Annotated in this window: 15 protein-coding genes and 1 riboswitch; of the genes, 11 read left to right on the forward strand and 4 right to left on the reverse strand. The window is 65.9% G+C overall.

Features of this window, described 5'->3' with window-relative positions:
• Positions 1–4 precede the first annotated feature (4 nt).
• Positions 5–1,534 (reverse strand): multiple monosaccharide ABC transporter ATP-binding protein, encoded by a 1,530-nt coding sequence (mmsA, locus tag LDO22_RS17845; protein WP_224025004.1) that lies wholly within the window; start codon positions 1,532–1,534, stop codon positions 5–7.
• 106 nt (positions 1,535–1,640) lie between these two features.
• Positions 1,641–2,768, reverse strand: a complete 1,128-nt coding sequence (gene chvE, locus LDO22_RS17850; RefSeq protein WP_224025006.1) for a multiple monosaccharide ABC transporter substrate-binding protein — start codon at positions 2,766–2,768, stop codon at positions 1,641–1,643.
• Between the two features lie 267 nt (positions 2,769–3,035).
• Here chvE and araB point away from each other — a divergent pair, with 267 nt between their 5' ends.
• The 7 genes from araB (at position 3,036) to LDO22_RS17885 (ending at position 9,556) form a co-directional block, all read left to right on the forward strand.
• Complete coding sequence (gene araB, locus LDO22_RS17855) at positions 3,036–4,796, forward strand: ribulokinase (RefSeq protein WP_224025008.1); 1,761 nt, start codon at positions 3,036–3,038, stop codon at positions 4,794–4,796.
• The gene (locus LDO22_RS17860) at positions 4,793–5,521 is read left to right on the forward strand and encodes an L-ribulose-5-phosphate 4-epimerase (protein ID WP_224025010.1); all 729 of its coding nucleotides are present in this window, start codon (positions 4,793–4,795) and stop codon (positions 5,519–5,521) included. Before araB ends, LDO22_RS17860 begins: the two co-directional genes overlap by 4 nt.
• A 29-nt stretch (positions 5,522–5,550) precedes the next feature.
• Entirely contained in the window at positions 5,551–7,071 is a 1,521-nt protein-coding gene (gene araA, locus LDO22_RS17865; RefSeq protein WP_159632884.1) for an L-arabinose isomerase, read from the forward strand.
• Between the two features lie 39 nt (positions 7,072–7,110).
• Positions 7,111–8,142, forward strand: a complete 1,032-nt coding sequence (locus LDO22_RS17870) for a LacI family DNA-binding transcriptional regulator (RefSeq protein ID WP_224025012.1) — start codon at positions 7,111–7,113, stop codon at positions 8,140–8,142.
• A gap of 76 nt (positions 8,143–8,218) precedes the next feature.
• Positions 8,219–8,422 (forward strand): hypothetical protein, encoded by a 204-nt coding sequence (locus tag LDO22_RS17875; protein ID WP_159632882.1) that lies wholly within the window; start codon positions 8,219–8,221, stop codon positions 8,420–8,422.
• A 92-nt stretch (positions 8,423–8,514) separates the two neighbouring features.
• Positions 8,515–8,817, forward strand: coding sequence for a DUF4193 domain-containing protein (locus tag LDO22_RS17880; protein ID WP_018762118.1), 303 nt, complete (start codon positions 8,515–8,517; stop codon positions 8,815–8,817).
• Between the two features lie 187 nt (positions 8,818–9,004).
• Positions 9,005–9,556, forward strand: a complete 552-nt coding sequence (locus LDO22_RS17885; RefSeq protein WP_224025014.1) for a hypothetical protein — start codon at positions 9,005–9,007, stop codon at positions 9,554–9,556.
• Between the two features lie 71 nt (positions 9,557–9,627).
• On the opposite strand, the gene LDO22_RS17890 is transcribed toward LDO22_RS17885, so the two are convergent.
• Positions 9,628–11,184: an APC family permease gene (locus LDO22_RS17890; protein WP_224025016.1), complete on the reverse strand. Its 1,557-nt coding sequence runs from the start codon at positions 11,182–11,184 to the stop codon at positions 9,628–9,630.
• Between the two features lie 221 nt (positions 11,185–11,405).
• Between LDO22_RS17890 and LDO22_RS17895 the strand changes: the two genes are divergently transcribed.
• Positions 11,406–11,885 (forward strand): DNA starvation/stationary phase protection protein, encoded by a 480-nt coding sequence (locus LDO22_RS17895; RefSeq protein ID WP_224025018.1) that lies wholly within the window; start codon positions 11,406–11,408, stop codon positions 11,883–11,885.
• Positions 11,886–11,971: 86 nt separating this feature from the next.
• On the opposite strand, the gene LDO22_RS17900 is transcribed toward LDO22_RS17895, so the two are convergent.
• Positions 11,972–13,528, reverse strand: coding sequence for an MFS transporter (locus tag LDO22_RS17900; protein WP_224025020.1), 1,557 nt, complete (start codon positions 13,526–13,528; stop codon positions 11,972–11,974).
• 83 nt (positions 13,529–13,611) lie between these two features.
• Between LDO22_RS17900 and LDO22_RS17905 the strand changes: the two genes are divergently transcribed.
• The 3 genes from LDO22_RS17905 to gcvT all read left to right on the forward strand — a co-directional run bounded on the left by LDO22_RS17905 (position 13,612) and on the right by gcvT (position 18,537).
• Positions 13,612–14,148, forward strand: coding sequence for a TetR/AcrR family transcriptional regulator (locus LDO22_RS17905; protein ID WP_159632877.1), 537 nt, complete (start codon positions 13,612–13,614; stop codon positions 14,146–14,148).
• Between the two features lie 91 nt (positions 14,149–14,239).
• Positions 14,240–14,337: riboswitch (glycine riboswitch) on the forward strand.
• 192 nt (positions 14,338–14,529) lie between these two features.
• Positions 14,530–17,376, forward strand: coding sequence for an aminomethyl-transferring glycine dehydrogenase (gene gcvP, locus LDO22_RS17910; RefSeq protein WP_224025022.1), 2,847 nt, complete (start codon positions 14,530–14,532; stop codon positions 17,374–17,376).
• A gap of 12 nt (positions 17,377–17,388) precedes the next feature.
• Positions 17,389–18,537 carry a glycine cleavage system aminomethyltransferase GcvT gene (gene gcvT, locus LDO22_RS17915; protein WP_224025024.1) on the forward strand — a complete coding sequence of 383 codons (1,149 nt, stop codon included), beginning with the start codon at positions 17,389–17,391 and terminating at the stop codon, positions 18,535–18,537.
• Positions 18,538–18,595 lie beyond the last annotated feature (58 nt).

The raw sequence follows: 18,595 nt of genomic DNA on the forward strand, positions 1-18,595 counted from the left end.
TTCGCTATTCCTTCTCTTTGGTCATGTAGTGCATCAGGGTCTCCTGGGTGGCCTCGGCGATGGGCACCTCACCGGTGATGTGCCCGGCAGCGAGGGTGTAAATGCGGTCGCAGATGCCCAGGAGCTCGGGGAGCTCCGAGGAAATCACAATGACGGCTTTTCCTTCGGCCGCGAGTTTGGCGATGATCGTGTAGATCTCGTACTTTGCCCCGACATCGATTCCGCGGGTGGGTTCATCGAGGATGAGCACGTCGGGGTCGGAGAACATCCATTTGCTCAGCACCACCTTCTGCTGGTTTCCGCCGGACAGCTTCCCGGTGATGGCGGCCACCGACGGGGCTTTGATGTTCATGCTCGTGCGGTAGCCGTTGGCCACCACGGTTTCCTGGTTCTTGTCCACGAAGCCGCGCTTGGCGAGCTTGCGCAGGGCTGCCAGGGAAATGTTCCGCTTGATGTCCTCGATGAGGTTCAGCCCGTAGTGCTTCCGGTCCTCGGTGGCGTAGGCGATGCCGTGCCTGATGGCGTCGGACACCGTTGCGGTGTTGATTTCCTCGCCGTACTTGTAGACCTTGCCGGAGGTGGCGGTGCCGTAGGTGCGGCCGAAGACGCTCATGGCAAGTTCGGTGCGGCCGGCACCCATGAGGCCCGCAAGGCCCACTACCTCGCCCTTCCTGACGTGGAGGTTGGCGTTGTTGACCACCATACGGCTGTGGTCCTGGGGGTGGCGCACGGACCAGTCCTCGATCCGCAGCACTTCCTCGCCGATTCGCGGCTCGCGGTCCGGGTACAGGCTCTCCAGGTCCCGGCCCACCATGCCGCGGATGATCCGCTCCTGGGTGATCTGGCCTTCGTCGAGCCGCAGGGTCTCGATGGTCCTGCCGTCCCGGATGATGGTGACGGCGTCCGCCACCTTACGGATCTCATTGAGTTTGTGGCTGATGATGATGCTGGTGACGCCCTGGCCCTTCAGGTGGAGGATCAGGTCCAGCAGGTGGCCGGAATCCTCGTCATTGAGGGCGGCCGTGGGCTCGTCCAGGATCAGCAGCTTCACTTCCTTGGACAATGCCTTGGCGATTTCCACCAGCTGCTGCTTACCGACACTGATGTGCTGCACGGGGGTGACAGGATTCTCGTCCAGGCCAACGCGGGCCAGCAGCTTGGCTGCCTCGAGGTTGGTCTTGCGCCAGTCCACCCATCCATTGGTGGCCTGTTCATTGCCCAGGTAGATGTTCTCGGCGATGGAGAGGAACGGGCTCAGGGCCAGTTCCTGGTGGATGATGACAATCCCGCGCTTTTCGCTGTCCGAGATGCTGGAGAAGTTGCAGGGTTCGTTCTCGAACAGGATCTCCCCGTCGAAGGTGTTGTGTGCATAGACGCCGGACAACACTTTCATGAGCGTTGATTTGCCGGCCCCGTTTTCACCGCAGATGGCGTGGACCTCGCCACGGTTCACATCCAGGGTGACGTCCTGCAGCGCTTTCACGCCCGGGAACGTCTTGGTGATTCCTCGCATTTGAAGAATGGGTGTGTTCATCGTCAATTCCCACTGACTGGTCGAAGCTGGGCCTTCCTGCTGCTGCAGGAGGCTGCGGGCGGGGCTGTGGCCGGATGGAGGTCCGGCCACAGCCCCCGGACGCTGACTACTTGACGTCGGAGTCCTTGTAGTAACCCGAGTCGATCAGTTCCTTCTTGTAGTTGTCCTTGGTGATGATCACGGACTTCAGCAGGAAGGCCGGGACAACCTTGACCTTGTTGTTGTAGGTCTTGGTGTCATTGGTTTCCGGTTCCTGGCCCTTGAGGACAGCATCAACCATCTTGACGGCCTGCGCGCCGAGCTGGCGGGTGTCCTTGAAGATGGTGGAGTACTGCTCGCCGGCGACGATGGACTTCACGGAACCCTTTTCGGCGTCCTGGCCGGTTACTACGGGCAGGCTTCCCTTGGCGTAGCCGCCGGTGCTGGTGAGGGCCGAGATGATGCCGATTGACAGGCCGTCATACGGGGACAGGACGCCGTTCAGCTTGGTGCCGGAGCTGTACGCGGAGGTGATGATGTCCTCCATGCGCTTCTGGGCCACGGGTGCCTGCCAGCGGAGGATCGCTGCCTGCTCAAATTTGGTCTGTCCGCTGGGGACCTTCAGGGTGCCGGCATCCATGTACGGCTTGAGGGTGTCCATGGCGCCGGTCCAGAAGAAGTTGGCGTTGTTGTCGTCGGGGCTGCCCGCGAAAAGCTCGATGTTGAAGGGGCCCTTGCCGTCCACCTTCTTGCCGCTGGCATCAACGAGGCCCAGCCCGGTCAGCAGCGAGGTGGCCTGCTGGACACCAACGGTGTAGTTGTCGAACGTGGTGTAGTAGTCGACGTTGGGCGTGCCGTTGATGAGGCGGTCGTACGCGATGACCTTGACGTTCTGCTCCTTGGCCTTGGCCAGGACGTCAGTCAGGGTGGTGCCGTCAATGGCGGCGATGATCAGGGCCTTGGCGCCCTTGGTCAGCATGTTCTCGATCTGCGACACCTGCGTGGGGATATCGTCATTGGCGAACTGCAGGTCCGTCTTGTAGCCGAGGTCCTTCAGGGACTTCTCCACGTTGGCGCCGTCAGCGATCCACCGTTCGGATGTCTGCGTGGGCATTGAAATGCCTACCAGTGAATCACTGGGCTTGGCGGCACCGCTGGATTCGCTGGCCCCGCCGCGGGAGCCGCAACCTGTGGCGCCCACCGTCAGGGCGAGGACAAGGGCCACCGCGCCCATCAGTTTTTTGATTCTCACCATTTTCTCCTTCCGCGGCAGCACTGCCGCGAAGTGTTGGTGGACCAGGCAGCACCAGTGCTCCCTGGTCCTGGCCACATTGTTGATGTGTCGGTTCAATATAGACCGGTTTGTGAACGCTAACAAGAGTGCCCGGCAGGAATTTCGGAAACTTTTCGGCTTCATTGACTTCTTCTTTGTTAGCGTTCACACTTGCTGCAGCACGTAGCTACACCCTGACCCCTACAAACCCGGTAATGAGGCCTAAGCCTCCCGGACGGAGGCAACCCCATGCCAGATGCGCTGTTCACTCCCGGCTCCGAGTCCCACCATGACCATTGCGTCATCGGGGTGGATTACGGAACCCTTTCAGGCCGTGCCGTGGTGGTGCGTGTCCGCGACGGCAAGGAACTGGGCAGCGCCGTCCATGAGTACCCCCACGCGGTGGTTACCGACGTCCTGCCCCGGGACACCGCGGGCGACGACGGCGCCCGCCTTCCCGGGGAATGGGCACTTCAGGTGCCCAACGACTACCGGGACGTCCTGCGGACCGCCGTCCCCGCCGCGGTGGCGAACGCCGGGATCGACCCCGCCGCCGTCGTCGGCATTGCCACGGATTTCACTGCCTGCACCATGGTTCCGGTCAAGTCGGACGGCACGCCCCTCAACGAACTGCCCGGCTTCGCCAACCGCCCGCACGCCTATGTAAAGCTCTGGCGCCACCATGCTGCGCAGGGCCAGGCCGACCGGATCAACCGGCTTGCCGCTGAACGGGGGGAGGACTGGCTTCCCCGCTACGGGGGCCTGATCTCCTCCGAATGGGAATTCGCCAAGGGGCTGCAGCTGCTGGAGGAGGACCCGGAGGCCTACGCCGCGATGGACCACTGGGTGGAGGCTGCGGACTGGATCGTCTGGCAGCTCTGCGGCCGGTATGTCCGCAACGCCTGCACTGCCGGCTACAAGGGCATCTACCAGGATGGCCGGTATCCGTCCGATGAGTTCCTGGCCGCCCTGAACCCGGACTTCAAAGACTTTGTCAGCTCCAAGCTGGAGCACACCATCGGCCAGCTGGGGGACGCCGCCGGCACCCTGACGGCGGAGGCAGCCGCCTGGACCGGGCTGCCGGAGGGCATCGCGGTGGCCGTGGGAAACGTTGACGCCCATGTCACGGCCCCGGCCGCGAAGGCTGTGGAATCCGGCCAGCTGGTGGCGATCATGGGCACCTCCACCTGCCACGTCATGAACGGCAGCGAGCTGCGCGAGGTGCCGGGAATGTGCGGTGCCGTGGATGGTGGAATCGTGCCGGGCCTGTGGGGCTACGAGGCCGGACAATCAGGCGTGGGAGACATCTTCGGCTGGTTCACCAAGTACGGCGTCCCGCCCGAATACCACCAGGCTGCCAAGGACGCCGGCCTGGGGATCCACGAGTACCTCACCGAACTGGCATCCCGGCAGGCCATCGGACAGCACGGCCTGATCGCGCTCGACTGGCATTCCGGCAACCGTTCGGTCCTGGTGGACCACGAGCTTTCGGGCATGGTGGTGGGCCAGACCCTGGCCACCAGGCCGGAGGATACCTACCGCGCGCTGCTGGAAGCCACAGCCTTTGGAACCCGCACCATCGTGGACGCCTTCCGCGACGCCGGGGTTCCGGTCAAGGAATTCATCGTGGCCGGCGGCCTGCTCAAGAACAGGCTCCTGATGCAGATCTACGCAGACGCCACCGGCCTGCAGCTGTCCACCATCGGCTCGGAACAGGGTCCGGCCCTGGGATCGGCCATCCACGCTGCTGTCGCAGCGGGCGAATACGCGGACATCCGTGCGGCCGCCGCGGCCATGGGCGCCGAGCCCGGGGAGGTCTACACCCCAATTCCCGAAAACGCGGCCGCTTACGAAGAACTGTTCAAGGAATACAAGGCCCTTCACGACTACTTCGGCAGGGGCGGCAACGACGTCATGCACCGGCTCAAGGCCATCCAGCGCAAAGCCGCGCGCACCGGCCTCTCCGGCGCAGGCTCCGTTTCCGAATCACCCGTGGAGGTGTCCGCATGAGCGCCTCAGCAGGCGCCGGAACCGGCCTCCTGGAAACCATCGCCCGAGTCCGGGCGGAAGTGTGCGCCCTGCACGCCGAGCTGACCCGGTACGGCCTGGTGGTGTGGACCGCGGGCAACGTCTCCGCCCGCTTGCCCGGCACCGACCTCATGGTCATCAAGCCCTCCGGTGTCTCCTACCAGGACCTGACCCCCGAGCAGATGATCGTGACCGACCTGTACGGCACCCCGGTCAGGGGCACCAACCTTGGTGGGGGCGGCACGGTCGACTGGGGCAACCCGCCGCTGTCCCCGTCGTCGGACACCGCCGCGCACGCCTATGTGTACCGGCACATGCCGGAAGTGGGCGGGGTGGTGCATACCCACTCCACCTACGCCACCGCCTGGGCCGCCCGCGGCGAAGCCATCCCGTGCGTGCTGACCATGATGGGGGACGAGTTCGGCGGGTCCATCCCAGTGGGCCCGTTCGCGCTGATCGGCGACGACTCGATCGGCCACGGGATCGTCGAGACGCTGAAGAATTCCAAGTCCCCGGCGGTCCTGATGCAGAACCACGGCCCGTTCACCATCGGCAAGGACGCCCGGTCCGCCGTGAAGGCCGCCGTCATGTGCGAGGAAGTGGCCCGCACCGTGCACATTTCCCGGCAACTGGGCGAGCCGCTGCCCATCGACCAGGACCACATCGACTCCCTCTACGCCCGCTACCAGAACGTTTACGGCCAATAACCGGCCCAAAACTCTTCCCAGGAGAATCCATGAGCACCGCAGCAAACACCTCCCTCGACGGCTACGAAGTCTGGTTCCTCACCGGCAGCCAGCACCTCTACGGGGAGGAAGTCCTCAAGCAGGTGGCCGCCCAGTCGCAGGAGATCGCCAACCAGCTCAATGCCTCCTCGTCGGTTCCCGTGCGGATCGTGTGGAAGCCGGTCCTGACCGACTCCGATGCCATCCGCCGCACCGCCCTGGAGGCAAACTCGGATGACTCGGTCATCGGAGTGACGGCCTGGATGCACACCTTCAGCCCGGCCAAGATGTGGATCCAGGGCCTGGACCTGCTGCGCAAGCCCCTGCTGCACCTGCATACGCAGGCCAACCGCGACCTGCCGTGGGCGGACATTGACTTCGACTTCATGAATCTGAACCAGGCCGCCCACGGCGACCGCGAGTTCGGCTACATCCAGTCCCGCCTGGGCATCGCCCGGAAGACCGTCGTCGGGCACGTCTCCAACCCCGAGGTGGCCCGCCAGGTGGGCTCCTGGCAGCGCGCCGCCGCCGGCTGGGCCGCCGTCCGGAGCCTGAAGCTCACCCGCTTCGGCGACAACATGCGCAACGTCGCCGTGACCGAAGGCGACAAGACCGAGGCCGAGCTGCGCTTCGGCGTCGCGGTCAACACCTGGTCCGTCAACGAGCTCGCGGACGCCGTCCACGGTGCTGCAGAGTCCGACGTCGACGCCCTGGTGGCCGAGTATGAGGACCTTTACGACGTGGTGCCGGAGCTCCGCGCAGGCGCGGCCCGGCACGAATCGCTGCGGTACGGCGCCCGGATCGAACTGGGCCTGCGCAGCTTCCTGGAAGGCAACGGCTCCGCCGCCTTCACCACGTCCTTCGAGGACCTCGGAGCCCTCCGCCAGCTGCCGGGCCTGGCCGTGCAGCGGCTCATGGCCGCCGGGTACGGGTTCGGCGCCGAGGGCGACTGGAAGACCGCCATCCTGGTCCGGGCCGCCAAGGTGATGGGCGCCGGCCTCCCCGGCGGCGCGTCCCTCATGGAGGACTACACGTACCACCTGGAACCCGGCTCCGAAAAGATCCTGGGCGCCCACATGCTCGAGGTCTGCCCCTCCCTCACGGCAGCAAAGCCGCGGCTGGAAATCCACCCCCTGGGTATCGGCGGCAAGGAAGACCCTGTCCGGTTGGTGTTCGACGCCGACGCCTCGCCAGGCGTCGTCGTCGCCCTGTCCGACATGCGGGACCGTTTCCGCCTGGTGGCCAACGCCGTCGACGTCGTTCCCCTGGACCAGCCGCTGCCCAACCTCCCCGTGGCCCGCGCGCTGTGGGAGCCGAAGCCGGACTTCGCCACCTCGGCCGCCGCCTGGCTGACCGCCGGCGCCGCCCACCACACCGTGCTCTCCACCCAGGTGGGCATGGACGTCTTCGAGGACTTCGCCGAAATCGCCAAAACCGAACTGCTCACCATCGACGAAGGCACCACCATCCGCCAGTTCAAGAAGGACCTGAACTGGAACGCGGCCTACTACAAACTGGCCGGCGGGATCTGACCCAGTGGCACGGCTGAGGTGCCGGCCCCGGCGGCTGCCATGGAGCGGAACCCCGTGACGGACGGCAGGCCACCCCGGCTGCCAACGCTCGAGGACGTGGCGGAACTGGCCGGGGTTTCGCACCAGACCGTGTCACGGGTGGTCAACAGCCACCCCAATGTCAGCTCCGGCACGCGCGGCAAGGTGGAAGCGGCGATTGCCGCACTCGGCTACCGCCGCAACACCGCCGCGCGGAGCCTGGTCACCCGGCGCTCGCAGACCATCGGCGTCCTGGGCAGCGAGCTCTCGCAGTACGGCCCTGCCAACACCCTGCTGGGAGTGGAACGTGCTGCACGGGACGCAGGATACTTCGTCAGCGTCGCAGCGCTGCGGGAGGTCAACCGGGACGCGATCCTGGACGCCGTCCGGCACTTCCTGGACCAGTCGGTGGACGGAATAGTAGTGATCGTTCCGCACCTGGAGACGCTGGCGGCCTTGGCGGAACTGCCCATTGGAGTGCCTGTGGTTGCCGTCGGTCCCACCGGAAATGACTCCGTGGGCGGGGTCAAGGTGGACCAGCGCCGCGGCGCAGAACTGGCAGTGGAACACCTCATCGGGCAGGGGCACGTCCGGATCGGACACGTCGCGGGACCGCAGGACTGGATCGACGCCGTAGCCCGCGCCGAGGGCTGGCGGGGAGCGCTGGACTCCGCCGGGCTCGAGGCAGACCTGATCATCGAGGGCGACTGGAGCGCGGGCAGCGGATACGAGATCGGCAGGCGGCTGGCAGCCGGCCGCAGCGCCACTGCGCTCTTCGTTGGCAACGACCAGATGGCCCTTGGAGTCCTGCGCGCATTGAACGAGGCAGGCATCAAGGTGCCCGGGGACGTATCCGTGGTGGGCTTCGACGACCAGCCCGAGGCCGGCTATTTCAGTCCCCCGCTGACGGTGGTCCGGCAGGACTTTGAAGAACTGGGCCGGCGGTGCATGGACATGATGCTCACTGCGTTCGATGGCACGGGCGGCCCCCGGACCCTTGTGGTGGAGCCCGAGCTCGTCCTGCGCAGCAGCACGGCCCCGCCGGTGCGGTAACGCCAGGGCCGCGGAATTAATCCGGAGGAGACGGCGGCGAAACGTGGCCACAACAATAGCTGCGTAGGTTTCAGGCATGACGCCTACCCTGTTCGTCCGGCTCCGCGGCTGGCTGCTGGACACCCTCACTTTCGACTCCGAAACGGACGCCGCCGGCGCCATGGCTGACGCCACCCGGTGGGGCTGGCTGCCGGCCTTGAGCGGGGTGTCCATCGGAGCCGGCCACGCCCGCTCGGTGCACGCGGGAACAACGGCAGAAACCGGCCCGATGTCTGGTTAAGCACACTATTGCGCCGGTAGCGGGATAATGCCCTAAACTGCTTCACTGAGGTGCCTGAAATGGCGCTGCGCAGCAACGAAAGTGAACATGCTATGGCTACCGATTACGATGCTCCACGCAAGCAGGAAGAAGAGTCGCCGGCCGACTCTCTCGAGGCCCTCCAGGCATCACGGAGCGGCAACGCGCAGACCGCGGTTATCGATGTCGACGAGAACGACACCGCTGAAGGTATCGACCTGCCCGGCGCCGACCTCTCCAACGAGGAACTGACCGTCATTGTGGTTCCCGAGCAGTCTGACGAGTTCACCTGCTCGTCGTGCTTCCTGGTCCGCCACCGGTCGCAGGTTGCCCGCGAAAAGGACGGCCTGAAGTACTGCCGCGACTGCGAAGGCTAAATTTCCATCCTGGTTTCCCGGCGCCGGCCACCTCACCCGAGGTGGCCGGCGCTTCTTTGTCCTGTGCTGCTTTGGTCCGGCTGCTTGGCCCGGTGCCGCCGTCGTTATCAAAATGACCCCTCGTTTCCGCCCGCGAACGCTCCTACGCTGGAAGCATCCAATGGCTCTCATTTTGGATGGCACTGCAATGAAAAAGTTCTTCATCTGGCTCGCAGCCGTCCTGCTGGCTGCAGGCCTGGGCCTGGTGGCTCCGGGCGCCGCCTCGGCAACCACGTCGTACTGCGGACTCACGTGGGGTTCGCTGATGAAGTCGGACGGCGCCATGGGCGGCGCACCCGTGACCAATGTCCGGACCGGGCAGCACTATTGCTTTGACCGGCTGGTGGTTGACCTAAGCGGCGCGCCGGCCCCCGGCTACACGGTCCGCTACGTCCCCCAGATCATCCAGGACGGCTCGGGAGCAGTGGTGCCAACGCGGGGCGGCGCCCGGCTGCAGGTCGTCGTCAAGGCGCCGGCCTATGACAACAACGGCCAGCCCACCTACACCCCTGCCGACAAGGCTGAGCTCTCCAACGTTTCGGGCTACCAGACCTTCCGCCAGGTGGTTTGGGCCGGAAGCTTCGAGGGCCAGACCACCATCGGGCTCGGCGTCCGTGCCCGGCTGCCGTTCCGGGTGTTCACCCTCGACGGCCCGGGCTCCGGCTCACGCCTGGTGGTCGATGTGGCGCACTACTGGTGAGCCATCCGTCGTCGCCAACACAAAAGGTGCCGTGCCCCTGGCGGGGGCACGGCACCTTTTTGGGCTGGAGCCTATTCCGGAACGACCAGCGCGGGGGTGTCCTGCTTGAGGGTTTCGCCGCGGAAGAAGCCCGGGTGAGTGCGGGACATGACCAGCATGACCACGGCACCCAGGGCCAGGATGCCCACGCCCAGGATGAACACCAGGCCCACGCCGAACACCTCGGAGCCGCTGCCGAACTCCGGTGCCAGGCTGTCCACGGCGGTCTGGACAAACACCACGAACAGGCCCACGCCGCCCACCACCGGGCATACCAGCCGCAGCACGAAGTGGCGCACGCTGTTGAACAGGCTGTGGCGGAAGTACCAGGTGCAGGCCAGGGCGGTGAGGCCGTAGTAGAAGCAGATCATGAGGCCCAGGGCCAGGATAGTGTCGTTCAGGACGTTCTCGCTGACCACGTGCATCACTGCGTAGAACCCCGCTGACATCACGCCGGCGGCGATGGTGGCGAAGCCCGGCGTGGCGAACTTCCTGCTCATTCTGCTGAAGGGTTCCGGCAGTGCGCCGTAGTGGGCCATGGCCAGCAGGCTGCGCGACGGCGACATGAAGGTTGACTGCAGGGACGCAGCGGAGCTGGAGAGCACGGCGAGGGACATCAGGATGGCGAACGGGCCCATGATGGGGGAGGCCAGTGCGGTGAAGATGTTTTCGTGGTTTTCAGCGTTGTTCAGGCCGTTGCCGGTATCACCGACGCCGGCAAACATCATGGTGGCGATGCTGACCAGCAGGTAGATGGCCAGGACGATGACGGCGGTCAGGGTGCCTGCCACGCCGGCGGTCTTCTTGCCGTTGGCCGTTTCCTCGTTCACGGTGAGGCAGACGTCCCAGCCCCAGTACACGAAGATCGACAGGGAGATGCCGGCGGCAATCTGACCGAACGTCTCGATCCTGGTGACATCGAACCACTCCCAGCTGAACGGGATGGCCGTTTCCGAGGTGGACCAGTTGGCAAAGGCCATCACGACGAACAGGCCCAGCACCAGCAACTGGAAGCCCACCAGGCTGTACTGCACCAGCTTGGTGGTGTGCAGGCCGCGGTAGCTGACCCAGACGGCCAGCGCCACGAAGACGAAGCAGGTAATGACGTTCAGGCCTTTGTTGTCCGCCAGGTCCGCCAGTTCGGGGGAGCCGGTGAGCTGTGACAGGAAGAGGTAGAAGAAGTCGACGGCGACGCCCGCCAGGTTGGACAGCACGATGATGTTTGCCGCCAGCAGGCCCCAGCCGCCCATCCAGCCCACCCACGGGCCAAAGGCCTTGGTGACCCAGGTGAAGGTGGTGCCGCTGTCCGGGGAGTCGGCGTTGAGTTCCCGGTAGGCCAGCGAGACCAGGATCATGGGGATGAACCCGATGAGGAAGATGACGGGCAGCTGGAGGCCGGCTTCATTGACGGTAGGTCCCAGTGCGCTGGTGAGTGTATATGCGGGGGCGATGGTTGAAATGCCCAGGACGACGACGGCCAGGAGCCCGAGCTGGCCGCCCTTGAGTCCCTTGGCGCTGACGCCGTCCGCGGAGGGGGCGTGGGCGTGCGGACCGGGTTTGGCAGTACTGGTGCGGATTGTCTCTGTCATGGCACCACTTTCTGGAAGGCTGTGAGACGGAGGTCACTATATGAATGGCGTTCATTTAGTATGGGGGTGGCGGGCGTGTGATGCAAGACGCAATATGAAGCACACTCGTTTATGACTGGTTTTCGAAATTAGTAAGCTCACTGAGAAATTGTCTTTGGCCCTGCCGCCGCGCCGTCCACGGCTGGTAGCGTCTGCCGTACTGGACCAATTGAGGAGGACGCATGAAAGCTTCACCGACACTGACCAACAACCTGCAGGCCGTCCTGGCGGACCTGATCGAGCTCCACATCCAGGGCAAGCAGGCGCACTGGAACATCGTGGGCACCAACTTCCGCGACCTCAACCTGCAGCTCGATGAGATCGTCGACGCCGCCCGCCAGTTCGCCGACGACACCGCCGAGCGCATGCGTGCCCTGCACGCGCTTCCCGACGGCCGCAGCTCCACCGTGGCCGGGACCACCAGTCTGGCCCAGTTCCCTGACGGCCTGATCAGCACTAAGGACGCGATCGAGCGGATCGTCGCCGCCATGGAGGCCGCCGTGGGCACCATGCGCAAGGTCCACGACGAGGTAGATGAGGAAGACCCCACTTCGGCGGACCTCCTGCACGAGTTCATCGCCAGGCTGGAGCAGTTCGCCTGGATGGTGCAGGCGGAAAACATGAAGCCCACCGCCAAGGTCACGGCCGCCGACTCCAAGTAGCGGACATCCGGCAGGGCGTCCTGCGCCGGGGCAGCCCCGGCGCAGGACGCTTTCTTTTTGCCCCGGACAGCACTGCCGTTGTACTGCTAGGCCGCTTTGGGAACTTTCCTAAGCACGACGGCGGCGAGCACTGCCGCCGTCGCCATCAGTGCCAGCCCAATTGCGGCCGTGATGTGCACGCCGGAATCGAACGCGGCGGCCGCGGCATCCCGGACTGCCCCCGCGACTGATTCCGGCAGCAGGCCGGCCGCCTCCACCGCGCCGGCCAGCGTTTCCCCGGCGTTGTGCAGTGAGGCTCCGGGCAGCATGGCCTCCAGCCCTGCCGGCAGCCGGAGGTTCTGCTGGTAGGACGCGGTCAGGATGGAGCCCAGCACGGCAGTCCCCAGCAGCGAGCCCACCTCGTAGCCCGTCTCGGAAATCGCCGCCGCAGCGCCTGATTTCGCCGGCGGGGCCGAGCCGAGGATGAGGTCGTTCGAGATGGTTTCCGCCGTGCCGACGCCCAGCGCCAGGACCAGCAGTGCTGCCAGCAGCAGGGAAGGCCCGCCGTCGTGGTTTCCGAAGGCCACCATGCTGTAGCCGACGGCGCTGAAGGACAGGCCGGCGGCCACTACGTACCCGGGGCGGACCTTCCGGACCAGCGGGACTACCACCAGGCCTGCCGCCACTGTGGCTGCCAGGGCCGGAAGCATGGCAATGCCCGCCGCGGACGGCGTCATCCCCTCCAGGAGTTGGAGGTGCTGGGCAAGGAAAAGGATGAATCCGTTGAAGGAAAACAGGGCCAGGATGTTGGCGCTGATGGCCATGCTGAACACCCTGTTCCGGAACAGCGACATGTCCAGCAGCGGGTATTCCAGGCGTTGCTGGCGGCGCACGAACACGATCCCCATGGCCACGCCAAAGGCGATGCTGCCCAGCCCGGCCGTGCCCGGGCCTTCGGTGGCTACTGACTTGATGCCGTACACCACGGGCACCATGACCAGCATGGAGAGCAGGACGCTTGGGATATCCACCCTGCCCGGCGCGGGATCCTTTGATTCCGGAATGAAGGCCGGCCCCAGAGCCAGCAGGGGCAGCATGAGCGGCACGGCCACCAGGAAAACGGCGCCCCACCAGAAGTGCTCCACCAGCCATCCACCCAGGATGGGGCCCAGGGCGGCGCCGCCGGAGAATCCCGCCGCCCAGATGGCCACTGCAAGCCGCCGGCGGTTGGGTTCCGGGAAAATATTGCGGATCAGCGACAGGGTGGACGGCATCAGCATGGCGCCGAAGAACCCGAGCGCCGCGCGGCCGGCGATCAGCCACTCCGGGGTGGGTGCGAAGGCGGTGGCGGCGGACAGTCCGGCGAAGCCCAGGCTGCCGATGACCAGCAGCCGCCGCCGCCCAATCCGGTCGCCGAGGCTTCCCATTGACACCAGCAGCCCGGCCAGGACCAGCGGATAGGAGTCCACGATCCACAGCAGCTGCAGGCCGGTCGGTTCCAGGGCGCGTGCGATGGCGGGCAGGGCAAAGGTCAGGGCCGTGTTGTCCACTGCCACCAGCAGCACGGGAAACATCAGCAGCCCCAGCGCAAGCCAATCCCGCCACGGAGGCCGCGCGGCGGTGCTGTCCCGTTGGGTGGGGGCCGGGCTGATGGAAGTCGTCATGCAATAACTGTACCGTCTGGACGGTACAGTTATTAAACGCGGGCATTCCTTCTTCCCTGCCGGTGGAGGGCATGATGGAAGGCATGCCCCGAAAGCCTGTAGCCCGTGATGCGGTCCTTGACGCCTTCGAGTCCCTGCTGATCGACGTGGGGGAGCGCGCTGCAACCCTCGACGCCGTAGCCCGGAAGGCCGGGGTGTCCAAAGGTGGCCTCCTCTATCATTTTCCCAACAAGGAAGCGCTCATCTCCGTGCTGCTTGACCGCCTGGAAGGCCTGGCCAGGCAGGACGCCGACGCGATGGCTTCCGCCAGCGAAGGTGCTGCCGCGTATTTCATCCGCTCCTCCGTCTGGGCGGATACTCCGCTTGACCGGGTCATCGTGGCTGCCACGCGGCTTGCCGAGGTGGCACATGAAGAGACCCGCCGCCGGTTCGCCGCCATCCAGCAGCGGTGGCTGGACGAGATCGCAGCAGATGTGGGGCACGGCCTGGCCAAGGCTGTCCTGTATATGGGTGACGGGTTGTACTTCAATGCCATGCTTTCCGTGGGCCCTGCGCCGGAAGGCGGAGCGGCGGCTGATGTGGAGGAACTCCTGGCTGCTTTGGAACGGCTCCGCAGGTAGTTTTCCATTTGCCGGGAGGGCTTGTGGCGTAGGACAATGGAGAGTTGTGAGGGCTGTCACCGGCCGTCATCATCAACAAATGAATAGCCTTTGATCTGCGGCGGGAGAGTTCTGCCGGAAGTACAGGCAGGCGCCGTAGGAGCAAATCCTCCCCAGGAATCTCGCAGGCCCCTGTACCGCCGCGGCGAGGCACCTCTGGAAAGCAGCAGGCAGTTGTCCGGCCTCCCTTGGGGGAAGCGAAACGGCTGTTGTGCTCACCGACGGTGCAAGCGGGTCCTGCCCAGGCAGGCAACGCGGAAACTCTCAGGTCCAATACAGAGCGGGGAGGGACCCGAATAGCTGTGGCGTACCCTGCGCCGCCTGAATAAATGGAGTTCCTTCGTGTCGGTTACCCCAGCCTCCACCACCTTCGTAGACCGCCACATTGGCGCACGCCGCCAGGACGACGTCGACGCCATGCTCAAAGCCGTTGGTTACGGCACGGTCGATTCCCTGGTGGACACCGCCGTACCCAAAGTCATCCGCCAGGAAACAGCCCTCCGCCTGCAGGATGCCCTCAGCGAAGTTGAAGTCCTTGCGGAACTGCGCAGGCTCGCCGCCAAGAACAAGACCGCTGTCCAGATGATCGGGCAGGGCTACTACGACACCGTCACGCCTGCAGTGATCCGCCGGAACGTGCTGGAAGCCCCGGCCTGGTACACCGCCTACACCCCGTACCAGCCCGAGATTTCCCAGGGCCGGCTCGAGGCACTCCTGAATTTCCAGACCATGGTCCAGGACCTGGTGGGCCTGCCCATCGCCAACGCGTCCCTGCTCGATGAAGCCACCGCCGTGGCCGAGGCCGTGCTGCTGATGCGCCGCTCCAACAAGACCAAGCCTGCAGCGGACGGCAAGACTGTCCTGGACATCGACGTGCTGCCGCAGACCATCGCCATCGTCAAGGGCCGCGCCGAGGCGCTCGGCTTCGAAGTTGAGGTCGCCGACCTGTCCAACGGCCTGCCCGACGGCGACATCAACGGCATCGTGCTCCAGCAGCCCGGTGCCTCCGGGCGGGTCTGGGACCAGTCCGCCACTATTGCGGCGGCGAAGGAGCGCGGCGCATTGGTCGCCGTGGCCGCTGACCTGCTGGCACTGACCCTGATCACTCCTCCGGGCGAGCAGGGCGCCGACATCGCCGTCGGCTCCACCCAGCGCTTCGGGGTGCCGTTGTTCTTCGGCGGCCCGCACGCCGCCTACATGGCGGTGCGCAAGGGCCTGGAGCGGTCGCTGCCCGGCCGCCTGGTGGGTGTGTCCAAGGACGACGCAGGGGTGCCCGCGTACCGCCTGGCGCTGCAGACCCGCGAGCAGCACATCCGCCGCGAAAAGGCCACGTCCAACATCTGCACGGCGCAGGCCCTGCTGGCCATCGTCTCCTCGATGTACGCCGTCTACCACGGCCCCGACGGGCTGAAGGCGATTGCGGAAACGACGCACGGCCACGCCCGGGTGCTGGCGGCCTCGCTGGCAGCTGCCGGTGTGGAGGTGCTGCACACGAGCTTCTTCGACACCCTTACCGTCCGCGTCCCCGGACGCGCTGCCGCGCTTGTCGCCGATGCCGAAGCGCGCGGCATCAACCTGCGTTCCATCGACGCCGATACCGTGGGCATCTCGCTCGACGAAACCACGACGGCGGCCATCGTCGCCGACGTCGCGGACGTCTTTGGGGCCTCCGTTGCCGCGGCTGAAGGCTTCGGACTGGAGGCCGCCGTCGGACGTTCCTCCGAATACCTGCAGCACCCGGTGTTCAACACGCACCGGTCCGAAACCCAGCTGCTGCGCTACATCCGGAAGCTGTCGGACCGGGACCTGGCGCTGGACCGCACCATGATCCCGCTGGGCTCGTGCACCATGAAGCTGAACGCCACCGCCGAGATGGAAGCCATCTCCTGGCCGGAATTCGCCTCCATCCACCCCTTTGCCCCGGACTCCCAGACCGAAGGCTGGCGTGAACTGATTGCCGACCTGGAGGCGGACCTGACCGCGATCACCGGGTACGACCAGGTGTCCATCCAGCCCAATGCCGGTTCCCAGGGCGAGCTCGCCGGCCTGCTGGCCATCCGCGGCTACCACCACTCCCGCGGCGAAGAGCAGCGCAACGTCTGCCTGATCCCCGCCTCCGCCCACGGCACCAATGCCGCCTCTGCCGTCCTGGCCGGCATGAAGGTCGTCGTCGTTGCCACGGCCGCGGACGGCACCATCAACCACGATGACCTGACGGCCAAGATCGAAGCGAACAAGGACGTCCTGTCCTGCATCATGATCACGTACCCGTCCACCCACGGCGTCTATGACGGGGACGTCCGTGAGGTCTGCGACGCCGTGCACGCGGCGGGCGGCCAGGTCTACATCGACGGCGCCAACCTGAACGCCCTGGTGGGACTGGCCCAGCCCGGCAAGTTCGGCGGCGACGTCTCCCACCTGAACCTGCACAAGACCTTCTGCATCCCCCACGGCGGCGGCGGACCCGGCGTCGGACCCGTGGCCGCCAAAGCCCACCTGGCGCCGTTCATGCCCGGCGACGCCAACAAGGCAGCGCATGAGGAAGGCCACGGGGTCGCGATCTCGGCTTCCCGCTTCGGTTCGGCCGGCGTCCTGCCGATCTCCTGGGCGTACGTGAAGCTCATGGGCGGGGAAGGGCTCACCGAGGCCACCAAGGCAGCCCTGCTCGCTGCCAATTACGTCGCAGCCCGGCTGAACGAGTACTTCCCGGTGCTGTACACCGGTGAAGGCGGCCTCGTGGCGCACGAATGCATCCTGGACCTGCGCGAACTGACCGCCAAGACCGGTGTCACGGCCGAGGATGTGGCCAAGCGCCTCATCGACTTCGGCTTCCACGCCCCCACCCTGGCGTTCCCGGTGGCCGGCACCCTGATGGTGGAGCCCACCGAGTCCGAGGACCTGGCCGAGATCGACCGCTTTATCGAAGCCATGATCACCATCCGCAAGGAAATCGACCAGGTGGCCAACGGCGACTTTGCCGTAGCGGACTCCCCCCTGCGCCGCGCACCCCACACGGCAGCCGCCGTCGTCAGCTCCGACTGGGACCGTGCCTACCCGCGCGAGCAGGCCGCGTTCCCTGCCCACCACAAGCAGGACAAGTACTTCCCGCCGGTGGGCCGGATCGACGGCGCCGCCGGAGACCGGAACCTCATCTGCTCCTGCCCGCCGCTCGAAGAGTTCGAAAACTAAAGGACCGGCACCGTGACCGAGAAATACACCGCCCTTTACGACGAACATAAAAAGCTTGGCGCCTCCTTCACCGACTTCGGCGGCTGGCAGATGCCATTGAAGTACAGCTCCGAACTGGCTGAACACCACGCCGTCCGCAGCACCGCCGGCCTGTTCGACCTCTCCCACATGGGCGAAGTCTGGGTCACCGGGCCGCAGGCCGCCGCGTTCCTGGACTACGCCCTGGTGGGAAAGATCTCCGCCATGGCCGTGGGCAAGGCCAAGTACTCGCTGATCTGCAACGAGGACGGCGGCATCATCGACGACCTCATCACCTACCGCCGTCCCGCCGCTGGAGACGGCACGGACGTCTTCCTGGTGGTGCCCAATGCGGGGAACGCCGCGGTGGTGGCGGCAGCCCTGCAGGAACGGGCCGCAGGGTTTGACGTGCTGGTGGAGGACGCCTCGGCCCGGACGTCGCTGATCGCAGTGCAGGGCCCCAAGGCACAGGAACTCCTGTTGCGCCTGGTCCCGGCCGCACAGCACTCCCTGGTGACGGAGCTGAAGTACTACGCCGCTGTGGAGGTTCCGTTCCTGGTGGGCGGCGCCGGCAAGGAACTCCTGCTCGCGCGTACCGGGTACACCGGTGAGGACGGGTTCGAGATCTTCGTGGACAACGCAGACGCCCCGGCACTGTGGCAGGCATTGGTCGCCATCGCCGACGACGGGGAGCTGACCCCGGCCGGCCTTGCCTCCCGCGACTCGCTTCGCCTGGAAGCGGGGATGCCGCTGTACGGCAACGAACTGTCCCTGCAGGGTGACCCGTTCGCTGCAGGCCTCGGCCCCGTCGTCGCGCTCTCCAAGGAAGGCGACTTTGTTGGCAAGGTTGCGCTGGCAGCAAAGAAGGAAGCCGGTGCCGGCACCACCTCCGGCCGCCGCCTCGTGGGGCTCAAAGGCAAAGGCCGCCGCGCCGGACGGGCACACTACCCCGTGCTCAAGGACGGCGCCCCGGTCGGGGAAGTCACCTCCGGCCAGCCCTCGCCCACCCTCGGCTACCCGATCGCCATGGCCTACGTCGACGTCGAGTACTCGGCACCCGGCACAGCCCTGGACATCGATCTCCGCGGCAAGGCAGAACCCTTCGAAGTTGTCGACCTCCCGTTCTACCGCCGCGCCGAGTAGTCCCTTGTTCCACCCCGTGGTCACCTTCGCGACGGCGGACCGGACATTTTCACGCCTG

The organism is Arthrobacter sp. NicSoilC5 (genome assembly GCF_019977395.1).
Lineage (GTDB): Bacteria > Actinomycetota > Actinomycetes > Actinomycetales > Micrococcaceae > Arthrobacter.

Coding starts and splice junctions, on each gene's coding strand:
- mmsA (WP_224025004.1), bottom strand. CDS start 1,534: ATGAACACACCCATTCTTCAAATGCGAGGAATCACCAAGACGTTCCCG.
- chvE (WP_224025006.1), bottom strand. CDS start 2,768: ATGGTGAGAATCAAAAAACTGATGGGCGCGGTGGCCCTTGTCCTCGCC.
- araB (WP_224025008.1), top strand. CDS start 3,036: ATGCCAGATGCGCTGTTCACTCCCGGCTCCGAGTCCCACCATGACCAT.
- LDO22_RS17860 (WP_224025010.1), top strand. CDS start 4,793: ATGAGCGCCTCAGCAGGCGCCGGAACCGGCCTCCTGGAAACCATCGCC.
- araA (WP_159632884.1), top strand. CDS start 5,551: ATGAGCACCGCAGCAAACACCTCCCTCGACGGCTACGAAGTCTGGTTC.
- LDO22_RS17870 (WP_224025012.1), top strand. CDS start 7,111: ATGGAGCGGAACCCCGTGACGGACGGCAGGCCACCCCGGCTGCCAACG.
- LDO22_RS17875 (WP_159632882.1), top strand. CDS start 8,219: ATGACGCCTACCCTGTTCGTCCGGCTCCGCGGCTGGCTGCTGGACACC.
- LDO22_RS17880 (WP_018762118.1), top strand. CDS start 8,515: ATGGCTACCGATTACGATGCTCCACGCAAGCAGGAAGAAGAGTCGCCG.
- LDO22_RS17885 (WP_224025014.1), top strand. CDS start 9,005: ATGAAAAAGTTCTTCATCTGGCTCGCAGCCGTCCTGCTGGCTGCAGGC.
- LDO22_RS17890 (WP_224025016.1), bottom strand. CDS start 11,184: ATGACAGAGACAATCCGCACCAGTACTGCCAAACCCGGTCCGCACGCC.
- LDO22_RS17895 (WP_224025018.1), top strand. CDS start 11,406: ATGAAAGCTTCACCGACACTGACCAACAACCTGCAGGCCGTCCTGGCG.
- LDO22_RS17900 (WP_224025020.1), bottom strand. CDS start 13,528: ATGACGACTTCCATCAGCCCGGCCCCCACCCAACGGGACAGCACCGCC.
- LDO22_RS17905 (WP_159632877.1), top strand. CDS start 13,612: ATGCCCCGAAAGCCTGTAGCCCGTGATGCGGTCCTTGACGCCTTCGAG.